The organism is Streptococcus entericus DSM 14446 (genome assembly GCF_000380025.1).
Lineage (GTDB): Bacteria > Bacillota > Bacilli > Lactobacillales > Streptococcaceae > Streptococcus > Streptococcus entericus.
In genome coordinates, this window is sequence record NZ_KB904155.1 from 102,909 (window position 1) to 118,023 (window position 15,115).

Sequence of the window (15,115 nt, forward strand, 5' to 3'; positions counted from 1 at the left end):
CAATAGCAGAGCAGACGTTTACAATTGCTCATATAAGTTGATGTAGGCTAGGCTAGCTGTCTCCCATGAAAAGTCCTGAGACATGGCTGACTGCTGTAATGTCGCCCAGTCATCTTGACGATTATAATATACCTCTAGGGCATTTTCAAGTGTTTTGGTCAGCAAATACCCTGAAAGCCCTTTAAAGGCGAACCCTGTCCCTGACTTGTCAAATTGGTTGTAAGGGATAACCGTGTCACGTAGACCGCCAACCTCATGCACCAAGGGCAGACTGCCGTAGCGCATGGCCATCATCTGAGAGAGACCACATGGTTCAAAGGCAGACGGCATGAGGAAGAGGTCGCTGGCCGCATAAATCTGCTGAGCCAATCCCAAATCAAAAGTAATATTAGCAGAGAGTTTATCTGGGTATTGCCCAGCAAACCAAGCGAAGGCCTGCTCAAAATCGGCATAACCTGTTCCCAAAAGGGCAATCTGCACATCAAATTGCAGGATATGGTGCAGCTCGCTGACCACCACATCAAAGCCTTTTTGATCGGTCAAACGAGATACAACCCCAATCAGAGGAACATCTGCCCGCACAGGCAGACCTAGTTTTTCCTGTAAGAGCGCCTTGTTTGTCGCCTTACCAGATAGGTCTCCTGCGGAGAAGTGTGCAGGCAGGTGCGGGTCTGTCTCAGGGTTAATCAGATCAGTATCAATCCCATTGACAATGCCCGTCAACTTACCAGCTTCCATCCGCATGACCACATCCAAGCCCTTGCCGAACTCAGGAGTCATGATTTCCTCCGCATAGGATGGAGAAACAGTCGTCACACGGTCAGCATAGAGCACCCCAGCCTTCATCCAGTTAAGGCAATCATTCCAGCGCAAGGTGCCATCCTCATAACGCTCAGCACCAACCCCAAACAAGTCTCCCAGCATGGCAGGGTCAAACTGCCCTTGGAACTCGATATTGTGAATGGTGAACACCGTCTTAATCCCACGGTAAGCGTCAATCCAGTGGTATTTTTCCTTGAGCAAATAAGGCAACATAGCAGTGTGATAGTCGTGGGCGTGGAGCACATCTGGGATGAAGCCGACCTGCTCCATGGCTTCCAAGGCTGCCAGTTGGAAGAAGGCAAAACGCTCACCATCGTCCCAGTCCCCATAAACCTTACCTCTAAAAAAATAATGTTGGTTATCAATAAAGTAGAAGGTCACCCCATCACGCACCAAACGCTTGATGCCAACATACTGACGACGCCAGCCAACTTGGGTGTAAAAATAGCAAACCTCCTCGACCTGATCGCCAAATTTACCTGCCACCACGTCGTAGTAAGGTAACATCACCGCCACCTCGTGCCCATGCTGAACAAGAGATTTAGGCAATGCCCCAATGACATCGCCTAAGCCTCCTGTCTTGGCAAAAGGTGCTCCTTCTGCCGCGACAAATAATAATTTCATCCGATAATGTCTCCTGTGATTTCTTGACCCTTACCGATAACAATCGGATTATCCTTGGTACCACGAATAGTCACGCCAGCCGGAATAGTGACAGACTTATCAATAATGGCATACTCAACCCTTGCCCCAGCTTCGATGGTGACCTTTGGAAAAACCACTGAGTGAGCGATACGAGCACCTTTTTCCACACGGCAAGACCGAGACACGATGGAATGGTCAACCTCACCAGCAATAATGCTACCAGAGGCAAATTGGGAATTGGTCACCTTAGAGCCGTCTGCAAAATAAGTCGCCTCTTCGTTTTTCACTTTGGTATACACTTTTTGATTAGTGTAGAGGAGTGAGTGGAATTTCTGCGGATCCAGCATGTCCATGTTAGCCTTATAATAAGACTGGACGGAGCTAATATTGGACAGGTAGCCAGTGTATTCAAAAGCCAGAGCTTTTTCAGACACAATCAGCTCGCGCAAGAGGAAGCGGAGCTTCTTCGGATTGTCCTTTTTAGCTTCCTCTTCCATCTTTTCAATCAACCAAGGCGTGTTAACGACATAAATGTCAGCTGACATATTTTGCGTTTCAACCGTGGCATCATTGGTTTCGATACCAACAACGTTGTCCCCCTCATCGATGGTCAAGATGGCATTGGCATCCGAACGAGCCTCTTTTGGCAATTTTTTGTAAACGACCGTGATATTGCGCTTATTGACATTGTGGAGGTGAAGCACACCTTCAAGATTGATGTTGCTGAGGATATCACAGGACATGTAGACCGTCTGGTCAGAGCCTGACCGCTTGAGGTAGGTCAAAATCTGCTCATAGTAGTCCTTGTCCGTCGTCTCGCTGGCCACATCTGTCTGGTAGAAGCCTAGGAAGTAATGGCTGAGCAGGGTATTTAATCCCCACTCCCGACCAGAGCGGATATGGTCAAAGACTGAGCGAATGTTTTGCCCACGGAAAATGCCGTACACACTGCGAATACCTGCGTTAGCCAGTGTTGAGAGCTGGAAGTCAATCAGGCGGTATTTGCCGTCAAATGGCAGAGCAGCCAGAGGACGGTTGTCTGTCAAACTGCCCATGTCTGGGTAGCCAACCGCATTGCCTAAAATCGCTGAATACTTATCAATCTTCATTTGGAATACCTACTTTCTCATCGTAACCCACTACTTGCACCTCGTCTGTCCCATCAATCACAACACCGTCACTGATAATTGCTCCTTCTCCGATGATGGCACGAGTAATTTTTGCCCCTTTACCAATCTTAGCCCCGCTCATGATGAAGCTGTCCTTAATCTCAGCCCCTTCCTTGACCTGAACATTGGTTGACAAAATGGAGTGCTCGACGCTTCCTGCCACAAAGCAACCATCGACAACCAAAGAATCCTTGACACTGGCTGTCTCGGTGATAAAGTTTGGCGGTGCGATATGGTTTTTGGAGTAAATTTTCCATGAACGGTCACGGCTATCCAGTTCGTTGTCAACCGAAATGTACTCCATGTTAGCCTCCCAGAGGGATTCGATGGTGCCGACATCTTTCCAATAACCTGAGAAGTTATAGGTGTAAACCCGCTCACCAGACTCCAGATAGGCTGGGATGACATGCTGACCAAAGTCAGACATGTCGATATTGTTCTTTTCAGCAGAGACCAAAAGTTCACGCAGACGGGCCCAGTTGAAGATATAAATCCCCATGGAAGCCTTGGTTGATTTTGGCTGAGCTGGTTTTTCCTCGAACTCAACGATACGGTCGTTGGAATCCGTGTTCATGATACCAAAACGGCTAGCTTCCTTAAGTGGTACATCGATAACCGCCACTGTCAGGCTGGCTTGATTGTCCTTGTGGGTCTGGAGCATGTCATCATAGTCCATCTTGTAGATGTGGTCACCTGACAGGATTAGGACATACTCTGGATTGATGCTGTCAATGTAGTCGATGTTTTGGTAAATCGCGTGGCTGGTACCTAGGAACCAACGGTTGCCCTCTGTAGCGGAGTAAGGTTGTAAGATGGTCGCTCCGCTATTGATGCCATCAAGTCCCCAAGAAGAACCGTTCCCAATATGGCTGTTGAGCGCCAAGGGCTGGTACTGGGTGATGACACCGACGTTGTTGATGCCAGAGTTGGCACAGTTAGACAGGGCGAAGTCGATAATGCGGTAGCGACCGCCAAATTGAACAGCAGGCTTGGCGATGCTTTGGGTCAACTTGCCGAGGCGCGTGCCTTGACCGCCTGCTAGAATAAGGGCTAACATCTCATTTTTCATAGGTTTTTCCTCTTTTTTATTGTTTTTCTTATTGCTTTCTGTCCCTGCGCTTAACCTTCCAGATGGAAGCACCGAGGGCTGGGAGAGTGAAGCTAAGGGTATGGTGGTAATCTTTCCAGAGACCTTGTTGCGTTTTGGTTAGCGGATTATGCTCTTTCCATACACCACCATAGATTTCAAGTTCTGTATTGAAGACCTCTTCGTAAAGTCCTGCCACAGGGACACCAATGGTAAAGCCTGAACGTTCAACAGGTGCCATGTTAAAGACGCAAATCAAAAGCTCTCCTTTGGCATTTTTCCGAATAAAGGACAGGACAGACTCCGCACGGTTATCTGCATCGATAATCTCAAGTCCCTCATAACGGTCGTCAATCTGCCAGAGCACCTTGTTATCCTTGTAGAACTGATTGAGGGTACGTGTGAAGGCTTGCATCTTGGCATTCATCTCGTCCTCCAGATTGCTCCACTCCAGCTGGTAGTCGTGTTTCCACTCGAGAAACTGACCGAACTCGCTACCCATGAAGAGCAGTTTTTTCCCAGGGTGGCAAATTTGGTAGGTGTAGAGATTGCGCAGACCAGCGAACTGGTTGTACCGATCACCGAACATCTTGTGCATAAGGCTCTTCTTGCCATGGACAACTTCATCGTGGGAAAAAGGCAGGACAAAGTTCTCATTGAAGCAATACATGAAGCTGAAGGTCACTAGATTGAACTCATGTTGTCGGTAAATGGGGTCCATCTCGTAAAAGCGGAGAATATCATTCATCCAGCCCATGTTCCACTTGTAGTCAAAACCAAGACCACCCTGCTCAATCGGCTGGGTAATCGGTGTCGCAGCGGTTGACTCCTCGGCAATCATCATGACATCAGGATGGCGTTCCTTTATAATCCGATTGAGTTTCTGCAAGAAAGCAATGCCTTCCAAATTATGGTTCCCACCGTCTTTGTTAGGCAGCCAAGGGCCATCATCGTAGTCTCGGTAGAGCATATTGCTAACCGCATCGACACGAATGCCATCAATGTGATAATGCTCAATCCAGTAAAGGGCTGAGGAAATCAGGAAGGACTGAACTTGATGTTTCCCAAGGTCAAAGTTAAGCGCCCCCCAGCGGTAGTTGTTGGCCTCATGCTCCCCCTGATACTCAAAGGTCGGTGTCCCATCATAGTAGGCTAGGGCATCATCATTTCTGGTAAAATGCCCAGGCACCCAGTCAACCAAAACCCCAATATTGTGCTGGTGACAGGTGTCCACAAAGGCTTGAAAATCCTCAGGCGTCCCATAACTATGCTCAAAGGCAAAATAGCTCATGAGCTGGTAGCCCCAAGACGCGCCAAGCGGATGCGCCATCAGGGGCATAAACTCCACATGGGTGTAGTTCATCTCGGCCAGATAAGGGATTAACTCCGCCGTTAACTCCTTAAAAGTATAAGGCTTGCCCGTCTCGTCTTGTTTCCAAGACCCAGCATGCACCTCATAAATATTGACCGGCCGCTCCTTAAAGCCCCAGCGCTTACGCCGCCCCATCCAGAGCCCATCACGCCACTTGTAGGTCCAATCGGTTTTGATAACCGCTGCCGTTCCTGGGCGTGCTTCCAGATAGCGGGCAAAAGGGTCGATTTTCTCCACCTGCGAGCCATCGCTACGCGTCACCAGATACTTGTAGAGTTGCCCCTCCTGCGCCTGCGTGCTCACAACCTCCCAGATACCTGCTTCATCTTTTGTCATGGGCAATGGCTGAGCTGTCCAGTCGGTAAAATCACCAATAACAGCAACGGACTGCGCATTTGGTGCCCAAACTCGAAAGGCATAACCATCCCCCTCACGGTGAACCCCTAGAAAGTTCTGGGCATAGTACTGCTCACCTTGTCCAAAGAGCCATGTTATTTCTTGTTTACCCAAATAAACCCCTCCTTCTAATCTGTCAAACGTTTGACATTATTCTAAAAAACAAAAACCAACCCTTAAAAAAGGATTAGTTTTGATTGTCAAGGACCAGATAAGTCAACGGTTCCAATTCTAAATGAGTCAAACGGAAACGTTTACTATTTGTCCCTATTATAGCACAGTTCTCGATACTTGTCATCTGTATTTCGAGATTTTTTCCACTATTATTGAAAAATATTTTGTAATTTTTTTCTCCGCTTACTGAAAATTCTATAATTCCCGAACCTTTATCAGCAAAATTAACAAAAGTCTTCTGGCGAATCTCTTCAAAGGTCTGAGATGAAAAAGCACTGTCCGTCGTTTTCAGAACAATCAGGGTTTTTAACCGTTCAACCATCTCTTTGTTAGTCGTCACCAAATCCCAATCCACCCGATTGACTTCATCAGGAGCATTGTAAGAATTCATGGCTCGTTCACGGTCATCGTGGGTCAGTTGACCATCTTCCCCTGTCGGATAGAGCTTAGTTCGTCCAAATTCCTGACCCAGCTGAACAAAGCACATGCCCTGCAGGAGCAGATTGAGGGCATTGGCAACTTCAATGCGCCTGAGATGAGTTTCCTCGTCATCATCTGGGTGCAAGTGCCAAAAAAGGTCATTAAGGTTGTAGTTGTCATGGGCTTCAATGTAGTTGAGAACCTGATGTGGTGTGAGATAGCCATTTAGCTCATCACTGCCGAGAATGCTTCTAGCCACAACATCTTCTGTCGCAGCCCCTGAAACCAGCCCACGTTTGAAATCACCGTAGATTTCTGCCCCTTTGATGGCATCACGTTGGTCGTCATTGAAAAATCCGATCCCAGGCATCAGGTGAGCATTGGCCTTTTTAGCCTTGGCCTCAGGCATCAAGCCTGTCCCCATGTCCCAGCCCTCACCATAGAGGAGAATCCGAGGGTCAACTTCATCAACAGCTTGGCGAATGGCATTCATGGTCTCCACATCGTGCAGTCCCATGAGATCAAATCGAAAACCGTCTACCCCATATTCCTTTATCCAGTAGAGGATGGAGTCAATCATGTACTTACGGAACATTTCCTTGTCACTCGCTGTCTCGTTCCCACAGCCTGATCCATTGTGGAAAGACCCATTTGCCGTCATGCGGTAATAATAATCAGGCACTGTCAGCTGAAAGGCTGAATCACGGTTGGAGTAGGTATGGTTGTAAACCACATCTAAAATCACCCCAATTCCTGCCTCATGGTAGGCTTGGATAACTTGCTTGAGCTCTAAAATTCGAGTAGCTGGATTGTGCGGGTTGCTGGCAAAAGAAGCCTCTGGGACATTATAATTTTCAGGGTCGTAGCCCCAGTTATAGGCATAGTTCCCCTCGTCATCAAAAGTCTGGTGGTGATCAAAGACTGGTTGAAGCTGGATATAGTTTACCCCCAGAGATGTCACATAATCAAAGCCTGTCTTATCCCCATACTGGTTAATCGTTCCTTTTTCGATAGCCCCTAAGTACTTCCCTCGATGTTCTGGAGAAATACCAGAGGTAGGAGACTTCGAAAAATCACGGATATGCATTTCCATGATGACGGCCTGATTAGGATTGTCCAGTCGCCAAGAAGCTGCTGAGCCATGTTTGACCTCAAATCCTGTCGGCACTAACTCCTCAGATGCAATCAAGACTGACCGTTTCCCATCAGCTGTTGTCGCTGTGGCATAAGGATCCCTACTGTGCTTAAAGGTTCGCTTGCGGTAGCAAATCCGGTAGCGATAAGCCTGATAGTTATGGTCACCAGGTATAGTCGCAAACCAGACACCGCAGGTGTTTTGCTGATGGTCATCCGGACTGCTGACCTGACCTCGCTCCATCTCGAACACCTCACGGACACTAGCTCTATCCTCAGTAGACTGATAAAAAATTAGCTCAACGCGTTCAGCGGTCGGTGCCCAGAGGCGAAACTCAGCTGCATCCGGACTATACCTAGCCCCTAACCAACCTGAGAAACCCCACTTGTGGTCAAAAGCTCTGCTATTGACCGCCATATCATAGGCATGAGGCTGACGACGCCCATAATGAGGGCTAGCTACTGCTGCCTGACGGGAATAATAGACCATCTCGTCACCATCCACCAACCAAATCTCGGTCTTTTTCATACCAAACTCACGGTGAATGGCGTAGTCACTCGTTTTTTCCCCCCAGTTTTTCGTCTTTATCATCACATAGACCTTGGGAAGAAAATATGGGGCGGGGTAGGTGATATTGGCAACTGCACCAAAACTGTCAAAACGTTGAAAATGCGCTTCTTTTCCCTCTTGAAAATCCCGCCATTGCCACAAATTGAGGTCAAAATAATTTTTATACCGACTATGAAAATGAACCGTTACACGGTTTTCTAGTACCATTTTGCTTGTTTTTATCCCCTTCTATTCTTGTTTTGGAGCCCTTTTCTCCCAATCATCTACCTCATGACTAAACTTTTGAGCCATAGCAAGGCATTCGAGTTCGGCAGGGCTAGCCGCCATCGCCTCATCAGCAATGTCATCTGTATTGACAAAAAAGGTAATATGCTTATTTAGATTTTCCAACTTAATTGGGGCATCACCGCCATATTCGCCATCCAGGTTAATCATCATGCGTTGATCACTTGTTGGGTGAATGGTGATGGTTCTGGTTTTGATGTAAACCACACGCTTGTCCTCGATATGTTTGCCACCGTTTAAGACCAAGCGAATCAAATCTAAAATTTCCAGCAAATTAGCTGTCTTGATTAAAATCAAGGTGAAAAACCCATCATCCAGCTGAGCATCTGGTGCTAACTGTTCAAACCCTCCAACCGAGTTCGTTAAGGCTGCAAAGATGAGAGAGACTTCCCCTTCAAAAACACCCTCATCGTGCTCAATCCGAAGAGGAATCATGGTCAATTGAGGCAATAACTCCACTCCCTTAACCAAATAGGCGAGGTAACCAAACATGGTTTTGAGTTGGCTAGGCACAGCATACGTCACCTCTGTCAAGCTACCCGCTGCAGCGATATTGATAAAATACCGCTCCCCGTAAGCTCGCCCAATATCCATCTGCAAGACCTGATTTTTACCAATCAGTTTTGCTGCTGCAACAGGATTCCCACGCGGAATTTTCAAAGCCCTAGCATAGTCATTGGTGGTGCCGGCTGGAATAATAGCAAGAGCTGGACGTTTATCTAACGGTGCAATGCCGTTGACCACTTCGTTTATCGTGCCGTCCCCTCCACCAACAACAATCAAATCAAAACCTGCCAAAGCGGCTCGCTTGGCTTCTTCAAGCGCTGAATTCGCCTCTGGTTTGGTCTGAAAGGCAGACGTCTCATAGCCAAAACCTTCCAGAATCTCCAAAATTTCCGGCACTGCCTTGAGCATCAGCTCCTGACCAGAGGTCGGATTATAAATCAATCGTGCACGTTTTTGCATTTCGCTACCTCCTATAGGTTCTCGAGCCAAGCTTCATCGTGGACCGGAATGCCCAGTTCTTGCGCTTTGGTTAGTTTACTCCCCGCATCTGCACCTGCAACGACAAGGCTAGTTTTCTTAGAAACAGCGCCTGAGACTTTGGCGCCCAAGGCTTCTAGCTTTTCCTTAGCCTCGCTTCGGGTCAGGCGCTCCAACTTGCCCGTCAAAACTACGGTTAGTCCCGACAGCTGAGCATCTGCCGCCACCCGTTGACCGAGATAAGTGAGATTAACCCCCCTTGCCTCGAACTCCGCAAGGACCTGTTTAGCGCCTTCCGTGGCAAAATAGCTGAGCAGGCTGGTGGCAATCACCCCACCTAAACCATCTATTCCAGCGATGTCATCTTCCTCAGCCGTCGCCAGCGCTTGTATACTCCCAAACTTTTCTAGGAGGAGCTTGCTGGCTTTACTGCCCACATGCCGAATGCCCAAGCCAAAAAGCAGTTTCTCTGCTGAATTATCTTTACTAGCTTGGATGGCTTCGTAGAGCTTGGTAGCTGATTTTTCCTTGACATTTGGTAAGGTCAGCAACTGGTCGATGGTCAACTGATAGAGGTCAGCCACATCATGCACCAGCCCTTTGGCAAATAATTTCTCAACCACAGATGGACCTAGGCCTGCGATGTTCATAGCATCACGACTGGCAAAATGTTCCAGACGGGCCTTCATCTGGCTAGGACAGAGCGGGTTGATGCATCGCAGAGCTACTTCGTCAGCGTAATGAGCCAGTTCTGCCTGACAAGATGGGCAGGTGGTTGGAATAGCCATCGGCTCTTGTTGGTCACGTTTGCTTTCTACCACACGCAGGACGGCTGGAATGATGTCACCCGCCTTATAGACGATAACCGTATCTCCAATCCGAATATCCTTGTCCGCAATGTAGTCAACATTGTGCAAGGTCGCACGGCTGACAGTCGTTCCTGCCAACTGGACTGGGGTCAGATTGGCGGTCGGTGTCACCACACCTGTCCGACCAACTGTCCAATCCACCGACTGGATAACGGCTTCTTTTTCCTCAGCCGGAAACTTGTAGGCGACAGCCCACTTGGGCGCCTTAACCGTAACCCCCAATTCCTCCTGCATGGCTAGACTGTTAACTTTGATCACAATCCCATCTATATCGTAGGGAAGACTGTTTCTCTGCTCGGCTATTTCTCCAATAAATCGCCAAATTTCCGCCATATCACTAGATATGAGCGAACGATTGTTGACCGAAAAGCCCAGATGGCGCAGGTTGGCTAACACCGCCTCCTGACTGTCTAGGCTGATTGCCCCTGCCATCTGATAGAGGAAGGTCGCCAGCTGACGCTTGGCAACCACAGCCGTATCCAACTGACGCAAGGTCCCCGCCGCCGCATTTCGTGGATTGGCAAAGACAGGCTCGCCTGCTTCCTGCCGCTCTGTGTTGATGCGGTCAAAGGCAGCCCGTGGCAAATAAGCCTCTCCCCGAACAGTCAGGTCGACAGGCTCAGGCAGAGTCAGGGGAACATCCTTAATCCGCTTGAGGTTTTCGGTGATATTCTCACCGACTGTCCCATCACCACGTGTCGCACCCACAACGAGTTTCCCTGCCTCGTAAGTCAGCGAAATTGACAGCCCATCAATTTTTAGCTCTGCCAGATAGGTCGCTTGTGGGAACTCCGCCTTTACTCGACGGTCAAATGCTTCTAACTCCTCTAAAGAAAAGGCATCTTGTAAGGAAAAGAGGGGGTAGGCGTGCTGGTGTTTGTCAAAACCTGCCAAAACCACACCACCCACACGATGGGTTGGGCTATCAGATAAGACAAACTCAGGATAAGCAGTCTCTAACTCAATCAGCTGACGATAGAGCTGGTCATACTCGCTGTCGGACACACTGGGATTGTCCAAGGTATAGTATTCATAAGCATAGCGGTTGAGTTGCTCAACCAAGGTTTTCATCTGTTCTTGCATAGGACTATTATACCATACAAAGTGCATCAGTGAACATGACAAAACACTAGACTGGCATCACCAATCTAGTGTTTATTAGCTTATTTAGAGCGTCTTCTTAAACCAGCCAATCCTAGAGCTGCAACAAGGGCTGCACTTCCGAGAAGAGCAACGCCTGAGCCTTGCTCACCTGTATTTGGCAAACTTGGTTTGCTAGAGTTTATTGGAGTTTGCGCTGGCGCTGATGATGCTGTCGGCTGGTTTGTCTGGATTTCAGCTGTTGGGGTAGACCTTATTGGTTGGCTAGTTACTGGCGGAGTTGTTTTACCTGGATAATCGTTCTTGTCTTCGAGATTAGTCTCAGCTAGAAGCTCTACATAATCTACAAAACCATCGCCATCGGTATCTAGGTCTTTTTTAACAGAAACGAGACGAGTTTCTGGATTGATTTGGCCATAACGCTCTTCTGAAATTTCAGTTTTTCTGAGGAAATCGGAAAGCACGCTATCCATGCTTGGTCCTTCTTCGCGTTTACCACCGAGCATGTTGTAGCCATCACCACCTGCTGCTAGGAAATCGTTGGTTGCTAGGTAGTAGGTCTTGGTTAAATCCAAGTCTTTGTAGGTTTCAGTTTCTTTATCATAAATTTGAATACCTAAAATCCGTTCCTCCGCAGGTAGATTGGTGTCATAGACGACGTATGCCCCAGACACATGGAGGAAGCCACCGCTAGCTTCAAGTAAGGGATTGCCATTGCTATCAAGAACCGGCTGACCTTCTTTTTGTTGGGTTGTAGAGCCCAGTGATTTGGTAAACATTTCTTTAATCTGCTGACCAGTCACTTCAATCTGGGAAATAATGTTACCAAATGGCAAAACAGCAATAATATCACCCTTGGTCACTGGTTTATCCTTAGCGATGGTCGCACGAAGACCACCACCATTTGTCACTGCTAAATGAGTCGGATGACTGAACCCTGTTTGACCGTAGTCCCAAAGGGCATCAGCAACCAAATTCCCCAAATTGGTTTCACGAACGCGAACATTTTCGCGGTCGCCATTAAGCTCAACAGGGCTATTGTCCAGAACAACAACAGCGTTCTCTGCATCGTATTTTGCTTTGATGGCAGCTACCTTTTCAGCAATAGCTGGGTTAGCTGTTAAAGCTTTGCCGTCTTTCGTTGTAATAAGACCAGCTTCTACACCTGCTTGAGAAAGCGTAATTTTACCAATATTATTAAGGTAGCTTCCTGTCTGCGTGTAGGTCACATTAGTGCCATATTTGGCTTGAGAAACAGTGTGTGAGTGCCCGTCAATGACAATCACCCGTTTATTTTTCAAGAGTTCGTTAGCTGCCAAGGCTTCTGCTAGGGTACTGCCCTGCCATGCCACAGGAGTTGTGCTATCAATCCCCAAGTGGGCTAGGATAACGTAGTTGTTGTAGGACTGACGTGCCTCAATTTCCGTGATGACATTAGTCACTTCTGTAATCGGATCACGAAACTCAACGCCGTTAACGTTATTTGGATGGGTTTTAGTTGATGTTTCAGGTGTGGTCACACCGATAACGACAAACTCATCACCAGAGACGTCAGGTGTCTTGTCAACAATCGTGGACGCTTCAAACAGACGAGCACCATTGACATAAGTGTTGGCACTGAGAAGCGGGAAGTTCAGAGATTGTTTATACTTTTCAGCCTGTTCCAAACTAAAGTCAAACTCGTGGTTCCCAACTGCCATCGCATCATAGCCGATGTCGTTCATGAGCTCAGCCATGTCCTCACCCTTAGTCGAGTTAGAAATCGGTAGACCTTGGAAAGCATCACCAGCATCTAGGACTAAAGTCGGTCCTTCTTGACGGGCTTCTTCCACTGCTGTCGCAAGCTTGGCCATACCAATCACATCACGTCCTTCCTCAATCCGACCATGAATGTCGTTGGTGTGAAGAATGGTAACTTGGTCAGATGATGGCTGACTTCCAGCTGTCTCCTCTGCCTGAACTGTTGTGGACAAGATTGTCGCAGACAAAAAGAGTCCAGACAATGTTGGCAATAGCAACGATGTTTTCTTCATCATATCCTCCAATAATAAAAACGTTTTACATTTTTTATTATACAGGAATATCGTTCAAAAATAAAGTAATAATAGTTTATTTTTACAAAATATTCGTCTTTAACGGAGCCAATCAATTTCTGGCAAGCCCCGACTAGTCAAAAATGCATTTGCCTTTGAAAAAGGACGGCTACCAAAAAAACCACGATAAGCCGATAAGGGGCTAGGGTGGGCTGATTCTAACACCAAATGCTGAGGGTTAGTCACCAGTGCTTTTTTCTTTCGTGCATAAGATCCCCAGAGGATAAAAACAACTGGTTGCGCTTGCTGATTAACCACTCGGATAACCGCATCTGTAAAGGTCTCCCAGATAAGACCAGCATGCCCATTGGCCTGACCAGCAGGCACCGTCAAACAGGCATTTAAGAGCAAAACGCCCTGCTCAGCCCATGGGGTCAACTCATGATGAGACCGCTCACCCACATCGTCAGCTAGCTCCTTGAGGATATTTTGGAGAGATGGCGGAGCAGGTAGGTCATTAGGAACTGAAAAAGACAAGCCCTGCGCTTGCATGGGGCCGTGATAGGGATCCTGACCCAGAATGACCACCTTGACGTCTTCTAAGGCTGTTGTCTGCAGGGCAGCAAAGACCTTATCCTTTGGCGGATAGACTGTTCCCTGTGCATAAACGTCATTTAAAAAATGATTGATGTTGGCAAAATACCCCTCAGGTAGCTCTGACTTAATCAAGTCATGCCATGTTGAATGTGCCATATTTCGACCTCCTTTTTTTTGGCTTTATTGTACAGGACTTAACCTAAAAAATCAAACCAGACTTGAACCAGTTAATAGACCTGCAGTCGCTTTTCCAGCTCTGCTTGGCCCAAAGCATAGAGGGTACAAATCACCCAATAAATCAGCGACACACAGATATAAACGGTCATGTAGTCCCATCTGGCTCCACCGACAATTTTTGCCTTTTGAAACATCTCTGGAACACTGATCATGGCGGTAATGGCTGTACTTTTAACCATGTCCAATAAGACATTACTCAACGGCGGTAAGGCAATCCGAAACGCCTGAGGGATAATCACCTTACGGTAGATGCTAGTGATGGGCAACCCTAGAGCACGCGCCGCTTCCCATTGTCCCTTGTCCACCGCCTGCAAGGAGGAGCGAATAATTTCTGAAATGTAGGCACTAGACATGATACTAAAAGCCAGAATACTAGAAGTTACCGCATCAAATTTTATCCCAACATAAGGTAGACCAAAATAAATCAAAAAGAGAAACACCATCATAGGAATCCCCCTCATCAGGGATAAATGTGCCTGCACCAGCCAGCGCAAGGGAGCAAAACGCGACAACCGAGCCACTGCCACGAAAAAGCCTAATAGTGTCCCTAACCCAAAACCAATCAGTGATAAGCCCAAAGTCCAGGGCAAGCCCTCCAAAATCTTTGGAATAGCCTCCTTAGCCACCTCAGGGTTAAACATCGCGTCCCAGCGAATATCCATATTTTTTCTCCTTTTGATTTATTTATGCTGTTGATCTCCAACACGAGAAGATGTGAGACTAAGTCAAGCGCCAAACCTCAACTGTACTTTTCAATATGTCAGACCGCCAAGCCTGTTTCATTCACTAACAGTCAGGCCTTACCATTCATTAGACCTATCTTGAAAAAGCTCGTCTTCCACTCAACACTGCCATTTCCAAAGCTTCCTCTAGGCTTTCTGTCCATCGATTCGTTCAAAGATTCACGCACGATTTGAAACATTTTGTATTTTTGATATAATACAATTATAATATATAATAAGCGCTCAAGCGATGTTAAACACATCGTCGCAAGACATTAGAAAGGATGCGCTAAGCGCAAGCGGTAACTTTTCATGGTATATAAAGTCATCTTTTTTTGGATCTGCCTTTTGATCGTTCTTTTTTCTGATAAACTTTTCAAAAAGCATACCCTTGCTTGGAAAATAGTTTTCGCTATCCTGGCAGCAATCGCTTCGATATCGTTTATGTTCTAGTCGCCACTTTAAAGACCTCCTCTGGGAGGTTTTTTAGTCACTTC

At 47.2% G+C, this 15,115-nt stretch carries 10 protein-coding genes; all 10 read right to left on the bottom strand.

Annotated features, from left to right (window positions below; genetic code table 11):
• Window positions 1-18 precede the first annotated feature (18 nt).
• The 10 genes from glgA to A3GW_RS0100555 all read right to left on the bottom strand — a co-directional run bounded on the left by glgA (window position 19) and on the right by A3GW_RS0100555 (window position 14,558).
• Window positions 19-1,446: a glycogen synthase GlgA gene (gene glgA, locus A3GW_RS0100510; protein WP_018367361.1), complete on the bottom strand. Its 1,428-nt coding sequence runs from the start codon at window positions 1,444-1,446 to the stop codon at window positions 19-21.
• Window positions 1,443-2,576 (bottom strand): glucose-1-phosphate adenylyltransferase subunit GlgD, encoded by a 1,134-nt coding sequence (glgD, locus tag A3GW_RS0100515; RefSeq protein ID WP_018367362.1) that lies wholly within the window; start codon window positions 2,574-2,576, stop codon window positions 1,443-1,445. The genes glgA and glgD overlap by 4 nt, the downstream gene beginning before the upstream one ends.
• Window positions 2,566-3,705, bottom strand: a complete 1,140-nt coding sequence (locus tag A3GW_RS0100520; protein ID WP_018367363.1) for a glucose-1-phosphate adenylyltransferase — start codon at window positions 3,703-3,705, stop codon at window positions 2,566-2,568. The genes glgD and A3GW_RS0100520 overlap by 11 nt, the downstream gene beginning before the upstream one ends.
• Before the next feature lie 28 nt (window positions 3,706-3,733).
• Window positions 3,734-5,605: a 1,4-alpha-glucan branching protein GlgB gene (gene glgB, locus A3GW_RS0100525; protein WP_018367364.1), complete on the bottom strand. Its 1,872-nt coding sequence runs from the start codon at window positions 5,603-5,605 to the stop codon at window positions 3,734-3,736.
• A gap of 73 nt (window positions 5,606-5,678) precedes the next feature.
• Window positions 5,679-7,997 carry a type I pullulanase gene (pulA, locus tag A3GW_RS0100530; protein ID WP_018367365.1) on the bottom strand — a complete coding sequence of 773 codons (2,319 nt, stop codon included), beginning with the start codon at window positions 7,995-7,997 and terminating at the stop codon, window positions 5,679-5,681.
• Window positions 7,998-8,018: 21 nt separating this feature from the next.
• Window positions 8,019-9,041: a diacylglycerol kinase family lipid kinase gene (locus tag A3GW_RS0100535; RefSeq protein WP_018367366.1), complete on the bottom strand. Its 1,023-nt coding sequence runs from the start codon at window positions 9,039-9,041 to the stop codon at window positions 8,019-8,021.
• 11 nt (window positions 9,042-9,052) lie between these two features.
• The gene (gene ligA / locus A3GW_RS0100540; protein WP_018367367.1) at window positions 9,053-11,011 is read right to left on the bottom strand and encodes an NAD-dependent DNA ligase LigA; all 1,959 of its coding nucleotides are present in this window, start codon (window positions 11,009-11,011) and stop codon (window positions 9,053-9,055) included.
• Window positions 11,012-11,091: 80 nt separating this feature from the next.
• On the bottom strand, window positions 11,092-13,062 hold the full coding sequence (gene nt5e / locus A3GW_RS0100545; RefSeq protein ID WP_018367368.1) for a cell surface ecto-5'-nucleotidase Nt5e: 1,971 nt from the start codon (window positions 13,060-13,062) through the stop codon (window positions 11,092-11,094).
• 99 nt (window positions 13,063-13,161) lie between these two features.
• Window positions 13,162-13,815: a uracil-DNA glycosylase gene (locus A3GW_RS0100550; RefSeq protein ID WP_018367369.1), complete on the bottom strand. Its 654-nt coding sequence runs from the start codon at window positions 13,813-13,815 to the stop codon at window positions 13,162-13,164.
• Between the two features lie 71 nt (window positions 13,816-13,886).
• The gene (locus A3GW_RS0100555) at window positions 13,887-14,558 is read right to left on the bottom strand and encodes an amino acid ABC transporter permease (protein WP_018367370.1); all 672 of its coding nucleotides are present in this window, start codon (window positions 14,556-14,558) and stop codon (window positions 13,887-13,889) included.
• Window positions 14,559-15,115 lie beyond the last annotated feature (557 nt).

Excerpts from the sequence above, each read along its gene's own strand:
- ligA (WP_018367367.1), bottom strand. The coding sequence starts at position 11,011 with ATGCAAGAACAGATGAAAACCTTGGTTGAGCAACTCAACCGCTATGCT.
- A3GW_RS0100555 (WP_018367370.1), bottom strand. The coding sequence starts at position 14,558 with ATGGATATTCGCTGGGACGCGATGTTTAACCCTGAGGTGGCTAAGGAG.
- glgA (WP_018367361.1), bottom strand. The coding sequence starts at position 1,446 with ATGAAATTATTATTTGTCGCGGCAGAAGGAGCACCTTTTGCCAAGACA.
- A3GW_RS0100550 (WP_018367369.1), bottom strand. The coding sequence starts at position 13,815 with ATGGCACATTCAACATGGCATGACTTGATTAAGTCAGAGCTACCTGAG.
- A3GW_RS0100535 (WP_018367366.1), bottom strand. The coding sequence starts at position 9,041 with ATGCAAAAACGTGCACGATTGATTTATAATCCGACCTCTGGTCAGGAG.
- glgD (WP_018367362.1), bottom strand. The coding sequence starts at position 2,576 with ATGAAGATTGATAAGTATTCAGCGATTTTAGGCAATGCGGTTGGCTAC.
- pulA (WP_018367365.1), bottom strand. The coding sequence starts at position 7,997 with ATGGTACTAGAAAACCGTGTAACGGTTCATTTTCATAGTCGGTATAAA.
- A3GW_RS0100520 (WP_018367363.1), bottom strand. The coding sequence starts at position 3,705 with ATGAAAAATGAGATGTTAGCCCTTATTCTAGCAGGCGGTCAAGGCACG.
- nt5e (WP_018367368.1), bottom strand. The coding sequence starts at position 13,062 with ATGAAGAAAACATCGTTGCTATTGCCAACATTGTCTGGACTCTTTTTG.